We start from the raw sequence: 17,990 nt of genomic DNA, 5'->3' as shown, positions 1-17,990 counted from the left end.
GAAGTGTCAAGGCGGGAAAACCAGTTTCGATGGTGCGACGCGCAATTGCGTCCACGGCGGAAGGCCCGCCGCTGGCTTGCTTCAAGGAGCGGTCCTTCCGAAGGATGCATTCGACGCTGATACGTTATATCATCTCGGAATTCTCCGATGCGGCATTCGACATGAACGCCGTGTCATGCATCAAACCCGGACACCGAGCCTCAACATGACCGCATCCGTCGAAACCATGCTTGCTCGCGCGGAAGCGCTGGCCATCGAGCGCGGCGTCGCGCTCACACCCTTGCGCCGGCACGTGTACGAACTCGTGCTGAAGGCGCATAAGCCGATCGGCGCCTACGACCTCATCGACGCGATGGAGCCGAAGCGCGGCGCGCGCGTGCCGCCCACCACTGTTTATCGCGCGCTCGACTTCCTGGTCGAGAACGGCTTCGTGCATCGCATCGAATCGAAGAACGCGTTCGTCGCCTGCTGCGATGCCGGCAAGCCGCACGAAAGCCAGTTCCTTATCTGCGACGACTGCGGCAACACGCTCGAAATACAGGGCCGCGATCTGGCTTCGTCGCTTTCGGCCACGCCGCCCGCGCATGGCTTCGAAGTACGGCATCAGGTCGTCGAATTGAGCGGACTGTGCAGCGATTGCCAGAAGAAGCACCGCCACGCCTGAGCGCACGTCGTTCGAGCCACGAACCATGCCCCTGCCGCACCGCGCCGGCACGCCCTTCAACGACTCAAGGAACCCGATGAAACTCGCGCATGTCCTCACCTGCCTCGTCGCCGCATTCGGCTTTTGCCAGGGAGCTTTCGCGCAAGCCACGCGCGTGCCCGTCGTGGCGGCTGAAAACTTCTATGGCGATGTGATCCGCCAGCTCGGCGGCGATCACGTGCAGGTGACGAGCATCCTCAGCAATCCGGATGAAGATCCGCATCTCTTCGAAGCCAGCCCGAAGACCGCGCGTGCGCTTCAGCACGCGGCGCTGGTCGTCTACAACGGCGCGGACTACGATCCATGGATGGACAAACTGCTCGCGGCATCGAGAAAGAACGACACGCGCACGATAATCGTCGCGGCGCAACTTGTCGGCAAGAAGTCCGGCGACAATCCGCATCTCTGGTACGACCCGGCGACCATGCCCGCCGTCGCTAAAGCGGTGAGCCAGTATCTCGTAAGCGCGGACCCGTCCCACAAGAGCGATTACGACGCGCGCCTCGCGACCTTCCTGAATTCGCTCAAGCCGATCGATGCCAGCGTCGCGCAATTGCGCGCACACTTCAAAGGCGTGCCGGTGACGGCCACCGAGCCGGTGTTCGGCTATATGGCCGATGCCATCGGCTTCGAGATGCGCAATCAGCGCTTCCAGATGGCCGAGATGAACGAGACCGAGCCGAGTCCCGCCGATATCGCTGCTTTCGAAAAGGACCTGAGCGAGCGGCGCGTGCACGTGCTCATCTACAACAGCCAGGCGACGGGCGCGCTCACGAAACGCCTGCTCAACGTGGCGAAGGACGCGCATTTGCCTAGCGTCAGCGTGACGGAGACGTTGCCTGCCAACAAGACCTATCAGCAATGGATGCTGAGTCAGCTCGATTCGTTATCGGGCGCCTTGCAAGGATGGCAAAGATGAGCGTTCACTCGGGACCCGCGCTCGAAGTCGATCGCGTGACGCTGGAACTCGGCGGCCGCACGATCCTCGACGACGCGAGCTTTACCGTCCACACGGGCGAATTCATCGGCGTGCTCGGGCCGAACGGCGCGGGCAAGACCACGCTCATGCGCGCGCTGCTCGGCCTCGTGCCGCTCGCCGGCGGAACGATTCGCGTGAACGGCGCGGCGGTGGTGCGCGGCAATCCGACCATTGGCTATATGCCGCAGATTCGCAGCGGCCTTGCGGGCCGGCGAGTGTTGGGCCGCGATTTCGTCGCGATGGCGGCGGACGGACATCACTGGGGCGTGCCGCATCGCAATGCCCGCATTCGCGCGGATGTCGAGCGCGTGCTCGATCTCGTCGGCGCGGTGCAGCTCGCCGGGCGGCCGCTGTCCGAGTTGTCGGGAGGCGAGCGGCAGCGCTTGCTGCTTGCGCAATGTCTGCTCGGCGATCCGCGCCTTCTCTTGCTCGATGAACCGCTCATCAGTCTGGACCCGCGGCATCAGACGAGCGTGGTCGAACTCGTGCGGCGTGTGCAGCGCGAATTGAACATCACCGTGTTGTTCTCGGCGCATGAACTCAATCCGCTGCTCAACTCGCTCGACCGCGTGCTCTATCTCGGCAATGGACGCGCGGCGCTCGGCACGGTCGATGAGGTCATCTCGAAGCCGGTGTTGTCGAAGTTGTATGGCTCGCCGATCGACGTGATGCGCGTGAACGGCCGCATCTTCGTGATGTCGGGCGATGTGGAGATCGACAAGCTCGATCATGCGCACGAAGAAGGCGACGAACATGCTCATGGGCACGAGCATGAGCACGATCACGGTCATGGCCACGCGCATGCGCACGGTCACGACACGAAGGGAAAGCATACGCACAATGTTTGAATACGACTTCATGGTCAACGCATTCGCGGCGTCGGGGATCGTCGCGGTGCTGTCGGGGATCGTCGGCTATTTTCTGGTGCTGCGCGGGCAGACGTTCGCGGGTCACGCGTTGTCGCATGTCGGCTTCACGGGCGCAACGGGCGCCGTGTTGATCGGCCTGCCGCCGCTTTGGGGGATGATTGGCGTCACGCTTGCGGCGGGCGTCGGCATGGGCGCGCTCGGCGAGAAGCTCGCGGGACGTGACGTGGCGATTGGCGTGATTTTGTCGCTATCGCTTGGCTTCGGTTTGTTGTTTCTGCACTTCTTCACGGCTTATGCGACGCAGGCTACGGCCCTCTTGTTCGGCAATGTGCTGGGCGTGAGTCATAGCGTGTTGATCGTGCTGGCGGGGCTTGCGGTCGTGAGTCTGGGCGCGTTGGCGGTGATCATGCGGCCGCTGTTGTTTGCTTCGCTGCAGCCGGAGTTGGCGGAGGCGAAAGGGGTTTCGCTGCGGCTCGTGTCGACGTTGTTTCTTGCGATTACCGCGTTGGCGGTGGCGGCTTGTACGCAGATCGTCGGAGTATTGCTCGTTTTTGCGTTGATGGTCGGGCCGGCTGCCGCTGCGCAGAATTTGACGACGCGGTTGTCGTCGGGGTTGGTGTTGGCTGGTCTTTTTGCGCTCGCGCAGGCTTGGGTGGGATTGACGCTTGCCTATTATACGGATTGGCCTACCAGTTTCTGGATTACGATGCTCGCGGCTTTGGTTTATGGAGTTAGTTTGTTGAGGAAGGGTTGAAAAGGTTTTTTGCTGCTTTTGCGGGCGCGGTGGGTTTGGGTTTTGTCGTTGTCTTGCGTTTTGGTTTAGTAGCCGTCTCCGGTCGGGGGTAGCTTTCTTTGCGGCTGCAAAAAAGTTACCAAGGAAAGCAGCTTCCATCCGCTTAGCGGGTTGCATTCTTTATTCGGCGCGGTTGAGAAGTTGGGCCGCTCTCTTGCGTTTTTGTTCAGTAGCCGCCTGCCCGGCGGAGGGGGTTACTTTCTTTGCAAAGCAAAGACGGGTTTGAGGCTGAACCCCTCATGGATAGGGATTTACAAGGAAAGTCCGGCTTTTTCCGTCCAACACCGTCGCTCACCGGCGCGCGCGGGCTTGTTGCCCCAACCGAAACCGGCAAGACAGAGCAGGTTTTGCGAATGGGTATCGGCTCCGCCGTAACGGAAGGTTTCGGTATAGCGATACTTCTTCCATGTGCGATACAGCAGCGTCACGAATCGCTGATGGAACTGATCGAGGAACGCTTCGACCGCTTCGTGTCCTTCTTCGCGTTGCGCGATATCGTCGAGGTAATGGCTCGGCATCGCGGCATCGACACCGTACAGACCCATGAAAGTCGTGCGAACGACGGGCGGCAATGGAACAGCGTACGGGCCATCGCTAGAGTCATCGAGTTCGACACGCGCGATCTCGCCCGCAGGGAAACCCATGCGGGGATGCAAGCCAAAGCGCACCGGCTCATGCTCGTGCGTGTCTCGCTCGCCAAAGCCAAAGCCGTTTGCCATCTCGGGGTGGCTTGCCTCAAGCGATCGGCACAGTTGCGTGAAGCTCATCGCCGGCGCATGTGCGAGCAAAGCCGCGATAAGCGGTTCGATCGACTGTTGCATATCGGGCAGATCGCGCGGTTTTATAGTGGCGAGCGCCACGTCTTGCTGCGCGGACCTATCCGTAATTCTGTGGGCGAGGCATATTATGAGAGGTGAGGTAAAAGTTATGGATATGCCGATGAAGAAGAAACGCACCGTCGCTTCTCAGGCAGCGGCCCGAGGGCCGCTGCCCGCCCTTCCGGAAGGTCTGCTGGATGACCTGGTCAAAGGCCCGATGACGCCCACCGAGGTCCAGGACCTGATGCTGGCGTTCAACAAGGCACTCATCGAGCGCGCGATGGGCGCCGAGATGAAGATGCATCTGGGCTACCTGGCGGGGCAGCCGAAACCCGACGGCCAGGACAACGAACGTAACGGCGCCAGCGGCAAGACGCTCATCACCGATTATGGCCCGCTCAGGGTCGATCTGCCGCGTGATCGTGACGGCAGTTTTGAACCCATCCTGATTCCGAAACACGAGCGCCGTTTTACCGGTTTCGACGAGCGCATCATCGCCATGTACGCGCGCGGCATGAGTGTGCGCGAGATCCAGGCGTTTCTGGCCGAAGCCTATGGCACCGAGGTTTCGCCCGATTTCATCAGCTCGGTCACCGACGAAGTCATGGCTGAAGCGCTCGCCTGGCAAAGCCGTCCGCTTGAGCCGATGTACCCGGTGGTGTTCTTCGACGCGTTGCGTGTGAAGATCCGTGGCGACGGCGTGGTGAGCAACAAGGCGGTGTATCTGGCGCTGGGCATTCAGGCCGACGGCCAGCGCGATGTGCTCGGCCTGTGGATCGAACAGACCGAAGGGGCGAAGTTCTGGCTGAAAGTGTTCAACGAACTGAAGACCCGGGGCTGCCAGGACATCCTGATCGCGGTGGTCGACGGCCTGAAGGGACTGGCTGAGGCGATTGGCACGGCGTACCCGCGCACGGCCGTGCAGACCTGCATCGTGCATCTGATCCGCAACAGTCTGGAGTACGCCAGCTACAAGGACCGCAAGAGCGTGGCCGCAGCGCTGCGGCCGGTCTATGCCGCCGCGAGTGAACAGGCCGCTCAGCAGGCCCTGGAGGCCTTTGCCGAAGGCCCGTGGGGTGCGAAGTATCCGACTATCGTGCAGTCGTGGCGACGGGCGTGGGAGAACGTCACACCGTTTTTCGTGTTTCCGCCGGACATACGCCGTGTCGTCTACACCACCAACGCCATTGAGAGTCTGAACATGCAACTACGCAAGATCATCAAGACACGCGGCCACTTCCCCAATGACGAGGCCGCCATCAAGCTGCTGTGGCTGGCATTGCGCAACGTGCTGGCAAAGTCAGTACGCGCGGCGTTCGACTGGTCGTCCGCGATGAACCAGTTTGCCATCCTGTTTGGAGAGCGTTTTACCAACGCACGCGGGTGACTCCGCTAACCGCCTCGCACACAAAAATGCGGACAGGTTCTGCTGCGCGGCCATTCGACGCGCTTCTGCGTCGGCAGACTGATGACCTCGAGCTTCGTGAACAGGTTGATCTCCGCGTAAAGCTCGAAGAACCGATGCAGCAGTTCGCCGAACAACGTCACATCGCCGTCACCCGAGAACGCCTGCGAATCGATCGTCACTTCGATCGACACGCCACGCTCTAGGGCCCCGCCCGACACCTCTTCGAGCAGCGTCTCCGATACCCACAGAATGCCCGCCAGCCGCCTGCGATTGAGTTCGTCATTGGTCCAGTCGTAAAGCGCCAGCGCACCGCGCAACACTTCGGCATTCATCATCGACAGGAAGTTGGGCGCGAGGTGTGACAGCACGCGCCATTGGAAGCGATCGCCGGTCGGCGGGTACAGCGGCATCGTCGGCGCGACGAGGTTTCTCACGCCGACGAGCTCCGCTGCGCCGCCTACCATTTCGTCGATGCGTGCTTCACGCAGGCCCTTGCGCAGCAACAGGCCATTCGTGCCGGTCACGCGCAGTGACACGCTTTCTTCCGGCAAGTCCTCCAACGACTCCCATGCGTTGCCGCCGAAGATCAGCCACGTCTCATGCAGGCCGTCCATGCCGGGGCGCACGCGCGTATGGAAATAGCGCTCGGGCGACTCGTGCCGCATCATGCCGCCGCGATGACGGAAGGTCGAGAACGGCACGTATTCGAAACTTTGCGCTGTGACGTGATCGAAGCCGACCACGCCATCGACGGAATAGGTTTCGATGTGCTCGCCCTGATGGCTCGCCGGAATCACGCGGTATTCCGTTTCATGATGGTCGATCACGAGCGGTTCGGCGTCCAGTTCGAACAGATTGATGACCGGCGTGCAGAACAGCCGCACGTTGTCTTTGTTGAAGCGCATGTCGTGCGGATAGGTTTCTTTCAGCACGATGTCCAGTTCGAAATGCGTGGAGCGTTCCGGCAGCTCGTTCACGTCGAGACCGCAGATATCGACGAACAGGAATTTTTCGCGGAACGTGAAGTATTCGAGCAGCAGTTGATAGCCCGCGAACGCCGCGTCGGACTTGGGCCAAAGGCGTTCTTCGGGCGAGAAGCCAGCCGGTTCGATCGTCACGCCATCGAGCGGTAGAGCTTCGCCATCGCGCACTTCAGGGATACGCCAGTCGATCGCATGCACGTGTCGCGTGAGCGCGAGGTGCATGGCGAACGCGACGGGCTGATCGGCACTCAGGTGCAGGCGCAGGCGCGAGAGGTCGGTTTCGTTGCGCTTGGCGGCGGCATCGAGTCTGAAGGCGAGCCGGATGATCGAGCGGCCATCGTGACGCACGCCCGGTCCCGCCTGCTCCAGACGCACGGGGTGCAAGTCCACCGGCTGCGTCGTGCGATACAGGCATTGGACGTTCTTCTGCGTAATACCGTCCGATGCGTCTCGGGTCACCGGAATCGGTTTGGATCGGACCGCTACGCCTGCGGGCACTTGTTCGGTGCGCTCGTGTTTCTCCATACGCGGGATCAATTCGACGATCGACAGCGACGGGATCATGCGCAGGTAATGCGGCCATAGCAGGCTCACGAGTCCTTCGGTCAGTTCGGGGAGTTCGTCGTCGAGTTTCTGCTGCAAGCGGCCGGTGAGGAACGCGAAGCCTTCGTATAAGCGTTCGACGTACGGATCGCGGTCACCGACGCGATCGAGATTGAGCATGCGGGCGCGGTCGGGATGAGCGCGCGCGAACTCGCGGCCCGACTCGCGCAGATAGCGCATCTCGGCTTCGTAGTAGCGCAGAACTGGGTCCTGATCCTGGCGAGATGGCGGGAAGTCGGGTTCGATGCCGCTGGTGGTGTCGCGCTTCATTCTGTTCAAACGGGTTACTGCAACTCGGGTGGCAGTGGCGGCAGCATGGGCGTTCCTGCGACCACGCCGCCCTTGCCGACGATAAACACGCGCTGCGGCATCTTGAAACCGCGCAGCTTGAGCAGATCGAGCGGTCCCGCGCCAACCTGTGCCTTCAGGTCGTAGTGCAGCGTAAAGCCGCTGTCCTGATTGAAGGTCAACGCGTAGCTTGTGCTGTCGAGCGGCGTTACTTTGGCGGTGCCAAGCAGACGCAACAGCGCCCAGTCACCATTCGCCTGGAACGCGATGCGCGTGCCCGCCGTATCCGATTCCCACGTCAGCGTCGTGCGCCCATTCTGACCGTTGCTCGGCCACACGATCGACGTGTACTGCTCCAACTGGTTGAAGTACTCGATCTTCGTGCCATCGATCGTCAGCACATTGCGCGTTACCTCAGGCGTCGGATGCGGCATAAGCTGGAACCGATAGTTCGCATCGCCCTGCGTGTAGAGTTGCGCGCCCAGCGTCGATAACTGGCGCAGCGCCGACAGGAACTCGGGATTGAACTGCAGCGCTTGCGGGGCGAGGTCGTTCGGGACCCATGCGTTGCCTTGCTGCTGCAAGATACCGGCGAGTTGCGTCGTCACGAAGCGCGAGATCAGCCCCGTATCGGGCTTGATGTAGCGGCCAAGTTCGACGAAGGACGCGTCGGCATCCGTGTCGGCGAACGGGTAATGGCCGTCGAATGAACTGGCGAACGGTGCGGCCACTGCCGAGCGCCACAGGTCGTTCAGACTGGCCGCGGCGGGTTGCAGAATCGTTTGCCATGCCACATCGAGCGGACGAGCGAACAGCGCGTCACCGAAGCCCGACCATTGCGAGCCGAGGCTCGCGGCGGTGAGTGCGGCATCGTCCCGCGCCTGCGTGAGTTCGGAGAGCTTGCCCTGAAACACGGCCTGCGCCATTTGACGCGCCATCGCCTGCGCATCCGCGCCGGTGGCGATCTGTTGCAGCTTTAGGCGCATGGTGGTGGCGACTGTCAGAAAGTGCGCGAGGCTGACGCCGCTGAAGTCGGCTGCGTTTCTGCTGCCGGGTTTGCTGTTGGCTTTGGCGCCTGTCATCACGTCATCGCCCATCAGCGCGAGCAGCGGGCCGAAGGGTTTGTCGAGTGGATTGACGATCGGTTCGCTCGGGTTGTTCGTCTTTGTACCGATCATGTCCTGACACGCTCTATCAATCCGTGATCGCGCAGGTGAAAGGCAAGTACGCGGATATGACCTTGCCGACACTGCTCAGCGGCGCGGACGCGCGCGGCCTGTTCGCATCGGCGCAGACGGTTCCCGGCGTCTATACGCGCGCCGCGTGGGACGGGATCGTGAGCGATGCCATCGACAAGGCCGCGAAGGAAGGCCGCGTCAGCGCCGATTGGGTGCTCGCCGATGCACGCGCCGCACGTGTGCCCGGTGCGGCGCTCGAAGCGCAGCAGGACATGGAGGAAGTGCGCCTGCGCCTGCGGGCGCGCTACTTCTCCGAATACGCCGCCGCGTGGCAGTCGATGCTCAACAGCATCCAGTGGCAGCCTGCCACGAACTTGAGTGCAGCGATCAGCCAGCTTACGCGCCTGACCGATGCGCAGACATCACCGTTGATCGCGCTGATGAAGTCGGTCGAATATCAGGCCGGAGCGGGCCGTCCGTCGCAGGCGCTGACCGACACGCTGGTGCGCAAGGCTCATCGGAGTTTTGCAGACCGATCTGGTTGACCAGCGTGTTACGCGCCATGCCGACGAGATCGCTTGATCCGCTCAGACGCCATTCGGGATGCGCGCGGAGATGATTGGCATAGAAGGAGGCGAGGCGCTGCGAGAGATCGAGCCACTCGCCGGTGCGCATGTCTGGGTTTGCGGGCCATGCGCTTGGGAGTTGCCTGGACAGGAACGCGGCATCGGCGTGCTTCGGGTCAGCGAGCATCAGATAGGCTTTAAGCGCGTCGTAATCGCGTTGTTGCTCGTCGGCGTTAGGCAAAGCGTCGGCGCGGGCTTGCGATAACTGCGTGAGCGATGCTTCGAGGTGACGTCCAATCGGATCGCGCAGGTTTCGTGCGGCGATCGTCGAATACGGTTGCCAGAGTGCGGCCAACAATTCGTCATTGCGATTCAGGCCCGCGCGCAGATACCACGGTGCACCGTGCTGCTGGCGGTATTCGAGCTTCTCGATTTGCTGTTGAAGGTCGAGTTGCCTGCGTAAAGCGGCAGAGGTGTTCGGTTGAACGGCGAGCGCCGCATCGACCGTACTGCGCGCATCCTGAACGAGGGAGCGGTTGCCGATGAACGAGATCGTCATCGCCGCGCACCAGGCGATGGCGCCGATCATCACCAGAGCCGCCAGCGCGTTCGGCCAATAAAAGCCGATACGCCGTCCTTTGCGCGGATCGACGCGTGCGCCGATTTCACGCCAGATTGGCAGCAGCGCGCGCGGTTGCTCACGCGGCGCTGTTGTCTTGTTCGCAATCCGTTCGGCCACTTCCTGCGCAACATCTTCCTCGTGTGCAGGAATTGGCGTCGGAACGGCGGGCGTCGCATAGACCGGCGCAAACATAACGCCCGCGAGCGATGCACGACGCCACTTCGATGCACATAACGTTTGCCATGCGCTCACGATTTGCTCGCGCCGCACATCGAGGTACTGCGATATTTCGGCCAGATACCAAACCGGCTTCGCGTTGCCCAATAGCGCCACGCCAACGTCCGCTGCCGCCTTTTCGATCACGCTCAGTTCGTGCGTCAACAAGTTGGTCGATGCTTGCGTATCCACCGGGCCTTTTGCGAACAGCTTCATGCCCAGCTTCTGCGCGCACAGCGAAATCAATTCGCCCGCAGCGACCGTGAAGCGCCTCACCGCACTGATATCGACGTGCTTGCCCGCATTGACGATCACGTTGTCGCCCGCCGCCTGCTGCACCGAGCGCGGCGTCACGAAGGCCATGCCGCCCGGCGCGCTCGCGAGCAGGCCAGCGCTTTTGAGTTGATCGAGCGTGTCCATCAAGCTTGCCTGCGTATCACGATCAGCAGGCTCGGCCTTCGCCTGCGTCGTCGCCCGAACCAGCGACGTGACGCGCGTCAAAGCCGATTGCAGTTCCTTCAGCGCGGCGTTCATCTCCAGATGCGGCGCATTCGGACTCGACAACGCATCCGCAGAAAAGAACAGCCCCTTCGATCCGTGAATGGTCGCGTGGCCCTGCGTGTGAATTTCGACGCCTTCACCGCGAAGCTGCTTCTGGTTATCCACCAGATAGCCCATGCTCACCGACGACTTCTGATAGATCGTCGCCAGCTTCACGCCTTCGCGGCCTTTGAAGTCCTCGAAGCGCACCTTGTTGGCGAGCAGCGCCGAGCGCCACACCGAACGCGAGTTCCAGCCCTCAAGCCCGTGAACGTGATTCGTGTGCGAATAGTCGAAGGCGGCGAACCCTATATAGGGCCTGTCGATATCAGAATTTGTGAAGAAAATTCTGACTTCCGTTCCGGGTAGCAAGGGCGCATGAAACCCGCCTTCGCGCGAGGCCGACGGCGTCATCAGCCGCAGCCGCATGCTGTTCGATCCCGACTTGCCCGCGCCACGATGGAAGTGAAACCTGACCAGATACCGGCCATGCGCGTCTAAATCCGCATAGGGGCTGCCCTCGGCGCTCGATTCGATCGTCGCGATGATCGAGCCGTTCATCCATTTCCAGTCGCGCTCGGGGACGTACTCGGGCCGCCATATCTTGTCCGCAGGCGTGGCTTCGAATTCGTTCAGAACCGGCTTGGAGAGCGAACCCGTCGTCTTGAGCTTGACGATCACCAGACCATAAGGCGCTTTCGGCAACTTGTGGTTGGTGGTCGTCAGCACCCAGCCCGGATACAGCCCGGCGATGTTCGTCGTGCCAGTGTGGATGACCTGCTTCGAAGCAATGTCCTGCGCACGAACTTTGGTGAGCGCCTGCGCCTCTTCCGGAGTATGAAAATGCTCGCTGCTCCGATCGATTTGGCCATGGAGCGTTTTGTCGCCTCGATCCACATACGCGATCGCGGACACCGGCGCATTGGGCGTCCGATAGTTGTGATCGCGCAACTCGACGCTTTCAGGCAGCAGCGTCTGCCTGCGCTTGATGCTCAGCAGCGCTTCGTGAAACTCGCCGTCCAGACCATTGGGACGGACGTAGGGCACGTCGATCGAACGCATGTAACCGTTCGCACGGTTATCCACCACGAGCGTATCGCGATGGGTTTTACTCTCGAGCGGAGCGTGCCTGAAGTACCAATACAACCCATGCCGTAAGCACTGACGTCGGAAAAATTCAAGAACACTTTCCTCGTGCATCAGCAGTTGATCGTAGCGCTGATCGACGCCCTCAAAATTCAACTCGATATCATGCGGAAAGAGATGTTCACGATCGACCAATAGCTCGTAGAAAATGTCCTTGAGCGTCTTCTGTAAAAAGACGTTTGACGTCTTCGTCAGATCGAGTAAGGACACACGTAGCGCGATCTTCAGACGGAATTGCGCACCATCGTTGCTTGAACTCTGGTGCGTGAATTCACGGACTACGCCGTGCAAGGTCCGCGCGTGACGCGATGCGGTGTCGAGGTACTTCAGCGCCGCGCGCTCCTCGACGACGAAGGACACGTTCTTGCCGAGAAAGTGGACGCCATCGAGCGTCTGATCGTCGGAATAGATGAGGATATCGAGTTCGAACAAATCGTTCATCGCTTCCGTGATGGTGTATTCCAGCGGACGGACCGGGACCTTAAGTCCTGCGACAGTCAATGAGAGGTGCTGGGAAAGCCATGCGTTGCGATCTTTGATCGCCGTCAGAAAATCGGTTGCAGCCATGTCTTGCGTTGCCTCGTGTTCGAAAGGACGACGAAATTACTTTTTCGACCACGGGCCATTGTGACGCAATAAACTGCTGCTATTAGGCAATGAACTGAGCGGGTTTCTGTAGGAACCGCTGTATATTCCGCAGATTCAAGAAGTTATATGCGTGTGTGCTGGAACGGTTCAGTCGACATTCGGACTTGTCCGATGCGACATTCGATGCTTGGGCCACGCTTGCCGATATTGGCCCGCACCACACCAGACCGGCGGCTTGCTGTTTGAACTCCGGGGAAAACGTACATCGTTGCTTGCTCATCAGACACCTCTTCATGGCGACCATTCTCGCCTAAATCAGCGTCCGGATTCATTAGACCACTACACAGCGCAGTCATAAACGCCGCATACCTAATAATTGATTAACCACAAGCGCGAACAATGGGAAGTGCTCAAAGGGTTTGTGGGAAATAGCGAGGAACCAGTTGTGCTTCAGAATCCGGTTCCAAAGCTGCTTTCTTTGGTTACTTTCTTTGCAGCAGCAAAGAAAGTAACCCCTCCGCCGGGCAGGCGGCTACTGCAAAGGACCGCAAGAAACCAGAGCAACTTCCCCGAAGAAAAAAAGCGCCCCAACCAGATACAAAAACCATAGTCAGCCGAAACCCAAAAAAATCACTTACACAAAACTCGCGCATGATGCGCAACATGCTCCCCCACGAACGTGGAAATAAAAAAGTACCCATGATCGTACCCATCGTGCTTACGCAAGACGACCCCTCGATGCCCCGCCTCCCGAGCATTCCGCTCGAAAACATCCGGAAAAAGCTGCCCGTCGAGAAACTGATCCGCAAGTCCTTGATCGATCAAGATCCCGCCATCGAAACGCGAAGCCGCATCGCCAATAACGAGTTCGCTGGCATCGTATAGCTTCCACGCTTCGCGATTATCACCAAGATATCCGGAGAAAGCCTTAACGCCCCAGGGACACAAAGACGGCGCGGCAATTGGCGCAAACGCCGACACCGAGCGATAAAGATCAGGATTACGCAACGCGAGCACGAGCGCACCATGCCCACCCATCGAGTGCCCGAAGATGCCAATCCGGTCCTCGCGCAACGGCAGCTCTCGCAAAACCAGCTCACGCAACTCCTGCGTCACATACGAATACATCCGATACCGCTCGGCCCAAGGCGCCACCGTCGCATCGACATAAAAACCCGCGCCAACGCCAAAATCCCACGCATCGGATTCGCCCGGAATACCCGCTCCTCGCGGGCTCGTATCCGGCGAAATCAATGCAATGCCATGCTCGGCAGCGTAACGTTGCGCACCGCCCTTGATGGGAAACGTCTCTTCGGTACAAGTCAGGCCGGCAAGATAAAACAATGCCGGCACGCGCGAATGGGCAGCCTGCGCGGGCAGAAAAACCGAAAAGCGCATCGGCAGGCCAATCACGTCCGACTGATGCCGGTAAGTACGCTGCACGCCATCGAAACAACGGTGTTCTTCGACGAGTTCGAGCATGGCTGCATCCTCTCTCAATAGATCACGACGGAACGAATGGATTCGCCCTTCTTCATCAGGTCGAAGCCTTCGTTAATACGTTCAAGCGGCAAATGGTGCGTAATCAGATCGTCGATATTGATCTTGCCTTCCATGTACCAATCGACGATCTTCGGCACATCCGTGCGTCCACGCGCGCCGCCGAATGCCGAGCCCTTCCATTCGCGTCCGGTCACGAGCTGGAACGGCCGCGTGCTGATCTCCTGCCCCGCCGCCGCCACGCCGATGATGAACGACTGTCCCCAGCCCTTGTGCGTGCATTCGAGCGCCTGACGCATCAGCTTCACATTGCCCACGCATTCGAAGGAATAGTCCGCGCCGCCATCGGTGAGTTGCACGATATGGTCGACCACGTTCTCCACTTCGTTCGGGTTGATGAAGTGGGTCATGCCGAACTTCTTCGCAAGCTCCACGCGCCCCGGATTGATATCGACACCGATAATCTTGTCCGCGCCCACCATCTTCGCGCCCTGGATCACGTTCAGGCCGATGCCGCCGAGCCCGAACACGACGACGTTCGCGCCCGCCTCGACCTTCGCCGAATACACGACCGCGCCCACGCCCGTCGTCACGCCGCAGCCGATGTAGCAAATCTTGTCGAAAGGCGCGTCCTCACGCACCTTTGCCACGGCGATCTCCGGCACCACGATGTAGTTCGAAAACGTCGACGTGCCCATGTAGTGAAAGAGCGGCTTGCCGTCGATGGAAAAGCGCGAGGTCGCATCGGGCATCAAGCCCTTGCCCTGCGTCGCGCGAATTGCCTGACAGAGATTGGTCTTGCGCGAGAGGCAGAATTTGCACTGACGGCATTCCGGCGTATAGAGCGGAATGACGTGGTCGCCCTTCTTCAGCGTGCCGACGCCCGGCCCGACATCCACGATCACGCCTGCGCCTTCGTGGCCGAGAATCGCGGGGAACAGGCCTTCGGGGTCGGCGCCCGAGAGCGTGTAATAGTCGGTGTGGCAAATGCCCGTCGCTTTCACTTCGATCAGCACTTCGCCCGCGCGCGGGCCTTCGAGATCGACTTCCTCGATGGTGAGCGGCTTGCCTGCTTCCCATGCGATTGCTGCTTTGGTCTTCATCGTTCAAGGCTCCTTATGTCGTTTGATAGGAATCAGCGGATCACGTTCAGCGCTTCGTAGCATGCGCCCATCGTGTGATAGTCGGTCTTGCCGGCGGGACTTTTCTCGTCGTTGTACTGGCGGTTATCGCGCGTGAGGATGCGATACCACGCGCCGTACTTGTGATCGACGAAATGCGCCCAGCTATAGGTCCACAAACGGTCGTAATCGTTCCAGTAGCGCGTCGCGGCGGCGCTGTCGCTATCGCGTTCGGCGCGATCCGCGAGCAAGGCCGCGGCCGCGAACGATTCCGCCTGCACCCAGAAGTACTTGTCCTCGTCGTAGAACTTGCCGTCGGGATCGAAGCCGTAGACCATGCCGCCGTGCTCGTCGTCCCATGACAGTTCCATCGCGCGATCGAAAAGCTCACGCGCACGCGTGACATGCCACGCTTCCGGACGATGCCGGTCGAGAATCATCAGCAGCTTCGCCCATTCGGTCTGATGTCCCGGCTGAAAACCCCAAGGCCTGAAGATGTTGCTGCGATCGCCCTTGTTGTAATCCCAGTCGACAGACCAGTCCGGCTTGTAGTGCTCCCACACGAGCCCGCCCGCAAGCGCTGCCTGACGGTTCACCATGTTGTCGGCGAGGAGCGCCGCGCGGTCGAGATAGCGCGCTTCGCCGGTCGCCTCGAAGGCGGCGAGAAACGCTTCGCACGTGTGCATGTTGGCGTTCTGGCCGCGATAGTCCGACACCTTCCAGTCGGCGCTCGCTTCGTCCTTGTACAAGCCGTGGGCGGCGTCCCAGAAGTGCGTCTCCATCAGTTGCCAGGTTTCGTCGAGATAGGCGCGTGCTTCGTCGAAACCCGCTTCGATCGCCTTCGCATACGCAAGCACGACGAACGCAAGGCCATAACAATGATTCGTCGCATCGGTGACGTCGCGGCCGGAGAGCGTCCACGCGTAGCCGCCCGTTTGCGGGTTGTAGTGAAACTCGCGCAGATAGTCGATGCCGTGCTTCACGCCGCCGCGGTATTCGTCGAGGCCGAAGTGCTTGTGCGCCATCGCGTAGTTGAAGACGAAGCGCGTGCTCGACACGAGATGCCGCGACTTGCGGTCGTAGATCGTGCCGTTGTTCTTGTAGTAGTGATAGAACCCGCCGTTCGGGTCGAGGCAGTGCGGGTGATAGAAGATCATCGTGTGCAGCGCGTGATCGAGCAGGAATTCGCGCGAGCGGAAAGTGGGTTGCGACGGTGCGGATGCGGACATGGCTGATTTCGATGTGGTCAGGGGCAGCTCATATGAAGCGGTTCTTCATGAACCGGACGGCGCGAACTTCGGTCGAGCGCAAAGTTTAAGCGGTAAAAGAAAAACGCGGCGCGGGGTCGGCGTGGGTTCGCTCTAGGCATGGCACTTTGCGTAGCCGATGCCGCGAGCGCCCACGCTCAAAACCAGTCATGCGCGCGCTGGTACAGATCGATGAAGCGCGCATACCGCGTATCGAGTGCGGGGTTCGTTTGCGGAATCGCGCCCCGTGTCGCGGATGGCGCGAGCGCGTGAATCTCGTCGATACGAAAGTGCCCCGCCGCGATGCCGCCGAGCATCGCCGCACCGCGCGTTGCCGCGTTCGGGCATTCGACGGCATGGAGTTCGGCTTGCAGGGAATCCGCGAGCAATTGACGCCAGCGTGCATCGATGGAACCGCCGCCCGCAAGCCGCAACGATGTCAGCGGCGTGCCGTGCTGTCTGATGGCATCGAGTCCCGCACGCAATGCGAACGTCACGCCTTCGAAGGCGGCGCGCATCAACGTGCCGCGCGAATCGTTGAGACCGAGGCCGAGCCAGCCGCCGCGCGCTGCCGGGTTCATCCACGGCGAGCGCTCGCCGCTCAGGTAAGGCAGGAACGTGACGGAGGCGCTCGGGTCGGCGGCGAAGGCGTCGTCGTAAGCGGCCGGCCACGATGCATAACCAAGCCAGCCGCGCACCGCTTCAAGCGCGACGCCCACGTTCTGCATGGCCGCCATGCGATACCACGCGCCGCTCGCCGCGCGATACGTATGCAGTCCGTGCACGGGTGCGGGCGCGGCGTCGCACATCACGATGATCTGGCCGCCGGTGCCCGTGGTGAGAAGCGCGTCGCCGTCGGCGGTGAGGCCGCTGCCGAGCGCGGCGCATGGCGTATCGCCCGCGCCGACGGCGAGCGGAATGCCCGCGCGCAGGCCCAGTTCCGCCGCCGCTGCCGCCGACAACGTGCCCGCCGTTGCATGCGATGCCGCGAGCGGTGCGAACCACGCGCGCTGCAAACCCAGCTTGTCGATGAGCGCATCGTCCCATTCGCCCGATGGCGCGGCGAGCGCCGTGGCGCATGCATCCGATGCATCCGTCACGAACGCGCCGCCCAGACGCGCGCGCAGCCAGTCCTTCGGCTGCAACGCCCAGCGCATCTGCGTGACAAGCGTGCTTTCATGCGCGACGAGCCAGCGCAACAGCGGACCGGCCATGCCCGGCGCGACGGGGTTTTGCTGCGGCTCGGGCCACGCATCGAGCAGATGGCTCGCGCGCGTGTCCGGCCAGAGCATCGCGAGGCGCAACGCGCGGCCGTTGGCATCGGCGGGAACGACGCCATGCATTTGACCGGAGAAGCCGATCGTGCGCACCGCCTGACGTTCGTCGACGGGAAGATGCGCGGCGGCATCGGCGAGCGCGGCGTACCAGGTATCGACGGAAGTTTCGGCCCAGCCGGGATGCGCGCTCGTGACCGAATAAGCACGGCTCGTCATGGCGACCTCGTGGCCGCGTTCATCGATGATGGCCAGTTTCAGCGAACCCGTACCGAGATCGATGCCTAAGAAACGCATGGGATTTCGTGCTTCGGAAGGAGTAAGGGAAAACGCGTAAATCGCGGGTTAACCCCGCCAATACGCGACGAGCATGAAAAACGGACTATACGCGCGCCGCCATGAACATCATAACGAGCACACGAAGATGGCCGCCTTTCGTCACACGACGGTTCTGCTTCGATAACCGCCAAACCCCTTGTAGCAAGGACTTCCGCGAAACGCAAATGATCCGGGCGCGCTAAATATATATCGGCGTGCGAACGCGGCGT

At 61.1% G+C, this 17,990-nt stretch carries 12 protein-coding genes and 2 pseudogenes; 6 read left to right on the top strand and 8 right to left on the bottom strand.

The features are described from left to right. The first annotated feature begins 205 nt into the window (after positions 1 to 205). The 4 genes from LDZ28_RS02575 (at position 206) to LDZ28_RS02560 (ending at position 3,305) form a co-directional block, all read left to right on the top strand. Entirely contained in the window at positions 206 to 664 is a 459-nt protein-coding gene (locus LDZ28_RS02575; protein ID WP_244827174.1) for a Fur family transcriptional regulator, read from the top strand. Between the two features lie 76 nt (positions 665 to 740). Beyond that, positions 741 to 1,622, top strand: coding sequence for a metal ABC transporter solute-binding protein (locus tag LDZ28_RS02570; RefSeq protein ID WP_244827968.1), 882 nt, complete (start codon positions 741 to 743; stop codon positions 1,620 to 1,622). Next, positions 1,619 to 2,530, top strand: coding sequence for a metal ABC transporter ATP-binding protein (locus LDZ28_RS02565; RefSeq protein ID WP_244827173.1), 912 nt, complete (start codon positions 1,619 to 1,621; stop codon positions 2,528 to 2,530). The genes LDZ28_RS02570 and LDZ28_RS02565 overlap by 4 nt, the downstream gene beginning before the upstream one ends. Beyond that, on the top strand, positions 2,523 to 3,305 hold the full coding sequence (locus LDZ28_RS02560) for a metal ABC transporter permease (RefSeq protein WP_244827172.1): 783 nt from the start codon (positions 2,523 to 2,525) through the stop codon (positions 3,303 to 3,305). Before LDZ28_RS02565 ends, LDZ28_RS02560 begins: the two co-directional genes overlap by 8 nt. Before the next feature lie 332 nt (positions 3,306 to 3,637). Here LDZ28_RS02560 and LDZ28_RS02555 read toward each other — a convergent pair. Further along, positions 3,638 to 4,165 (bottom strand): annotated as a pseudogene (locus LDZ28_RS02555) (type VI secretion system baseplate subunit TssG); the annotation flags it as partial. A 112-nt stretch (positions 4,166 to 4,277) separates the two neighbouring features. Between LDZ28_RS02555 and LDZ28_RS02550 the strand changes: the two are divergent. Next, positions 4,278 to 5,549, top strand: coding sequence for an IS256 family transposase (locus tag LDZ28_RS02550; RefSeq protein WP_370652123.1), 1,272 nt, complete (start codon positions 4,278 to 4,280; stop codon positions 5,547 to 5,549). Positions 5,550 to 5,554: 5 nt separating this feature from the next. On the opposite strand, the gene tssF is transcribed toward LDZ28_RS02550, so the two are convergent. Continuing rightward, positions 5,555 to 7,426: a type VI secretion system baseplate subunit TssF gene (tssF, locus tag LDZ28_RS02545; RefSeq protein ID WP_244827170.1), complete on the bottom strand. Its 1,872-nt coding sequence runs from the start codon at positions 7,424 to 7,426 to the stop codon at positions 5,555 to 5,557. A 14-nt stretch (positions 7,427 to 7,440) separates the two neighbouring features. After that, the gene (locus tag LDZ28_RS02540; RefSeq protein ID WP_244827169.1) at positions 7,441 to 8,622 is read right to left on the bottom strand and encodes a type VI secretion IcmF C-terminal domain-containing protein; all 1,182 of its coding nucleotides are present in this window, start codon (positions 8,620 to 8,622) and stop codon (positions 7,441 to 7,443) included. On the opposite strand from LDZ28_RS02540, the gene LDZ28_RS02535 reads away from it, so the two are divergent. Next, the gene (locus tag LDZ28_RS02535) at positions 8,610 to 9,167 is read left to right on the top strand and encodes an ImcF-related family protein (protein ID WP_244827168.1); all 558 of its coding nucleotides are present in this window, start codon (positions 8,610 to 8,612) and stop codon (positions 9,165 to 9,167) included. The genes LDZ28_RS02540 and LDZ28_RS02535 overlap by 13 nt on opposite strands. Before the next feature lie 55 nt (positions 9,168 to 9,222). Here LDZ28_RS02535 and vgrG read toward each other — a convergent pair. The 5 genes and pseudogenes from vgrG to LDZ28_RS02510 all read right to left on the bottom strand — a co-directional run. Then, a pseudogene (gene vgrG, locus LDZ28_RS02530) lies at positions 9,223 to 12,153 on the bottom strand (type VI secretion system tip protein VgrG); the annotation flags it as partial. 777 nt (positions 12,154 to 12,930) lie between these two features. Then, positions 12,931 to 13,782 carry an S-formylglutathione hydrolase gene (gene fghA, locus LDZ28_RS02525; protein WP_244827167.1) on the bottom strand — a complete coding sequence of 284 codons (852 nt, stop codon included), beginning with the start codon at positions 13,780 to 13,782 and terminating at the stop codon, positions 12,931 to 12,933. Between the two features lie 14 nt (positions 13,783 to 13,796). Further along, positions 13,797 to 14,903: an S-(hydroxymethyl)glutathione dehydrogenase/class III alcohol dehydrogenase gene (locus LDZ28_RS02520; protein ID WP_244827166.1), complete on the bottom strand. Its 1,107-nt coding sequence runs from the start codon at positions 14,901 to 14,903 to the stop codon at positions 13,797 to 13,799. A gap of 32 nt (positions 14,904 to 14,935) precedes the next feature. Next, on the bottom strand, positions 14,936 to 16,150 hold the full coding sequence (locus tag LDZ28_RS02515) for an AGE family epimerase/isomerase (RefSeq protein WP_244827165.1): 1,215 nt from the start codon (positions 16,148 to 16,150) through the stop codon (positions 14,936 to 14,938). A gap of 176 nt (positions 16,151 to 16,326) precedes the next feature. Further along, a complete protein-coding gene (locus LDZ28_RS02510) occupies positions 16,327 to 17,739 on the bottom strand; it encodes a xylulokinase (RefSeq protein WP_244827164.1) in 1,413 nt (470 codons plus the stop codon). Positions 17,740 to 17,990: the final 251 nt, after the last annotated feature.

Source organism: Caballeronia sp. TF1N1, assembly GCF_022878925.1.
Classification (GTDB): Bacteria; Pseudomonadota; Gammaproteobacteria; order Burkholderiales; family Burkholderiaceae; genus Caballeronia.
The sequence above is the reverse complement of the archived record's forward strand: the minus strand, read 5'-3'. Positions and strand labels throughout refer to the sequence as shown.

Excerpts from the sequence above, each read along its gene's own strand:
- LDZ28_RS02575 (WP_244827174.1), top strand. The coding sequence starts at position 206 with ATGACCGCATCCGTCGAAACCATGCTTGCTCGCGCGGAAGCGCTGGCC.
- LDZ28_RS02570 (WP_244827968.1), top strand. The coding sequence starts at position 741 with ATGAAACTCGCGCATGTCCTCACCTGCCTCGTCGCCGCATTCGGCTTT.
- LDZ28_RS02565 (WP_244827173.1), top strand. The coding sequence starts at position 1,619 with ATGAGCGTTCACTCGGGACCCGCGCTCGAAGTCGATCGCGTGACGCTG.
- LDZ28_RS02560 (WP_244827172.1), top strand. The coding sequence starts at position 2,523 with ATGTTTGAATACGACTTCATGGTCAACGCATTCGCGGCGTCGGGGATC.
- LDZ28_RS02550 (WP_370652123.1), top strand. The coding sequence starts at position 4,278 with ATGCCGATGAAGAAGAAACGCACCGTCGCTTCTCAGGCAGCGGCCCGA.
- tssF (WP_244827170.1), bottom strand. The coding sequence starts at position 7,426 with ATGAAGCGCGACACCACCAGCGGCATCGAACCCGACTTCCCGCCATCT.
- LDZ28_RS02540 (WP_244827169.1), bottom strand. The coding sequence starts at position 8,622 with ATGATCGGTACAAAGACGAACAACCCGAGCGAACCGATCGTCAATCCA.
- fghA (WP_244827167.1), bottom strand. The coding sequence starts at position 13,782 with ATGCTCGAACTCGTCGAAGAACACCGTTGTTTCGATGGCGTGCAGCGT.
- LDZ28_RS02520 (WP_244827166.1), bottom strand. The coding sequence starts at position 14,903 with ATGAAGACCAAAGCAGCAATCGCATGGGAAGCAGGCAAGCCGCTCACC.
- LDZ28_RS02515 (WP_244827165.1), bottom strand. The coding sequence starts at position 16,150 with ATGTCCGCATCCGCACCGTCGCAACCCACTTTCCGCTCGCGCGAATTC.
- LDZ28_RS02510 (WP_244827164.1), bottom strand. The coding sequence starts at position 17,739 with ATGCGTTTCTTAGGCATCGATCTCGGTACGGGTTCGCTGAAACTGGCC.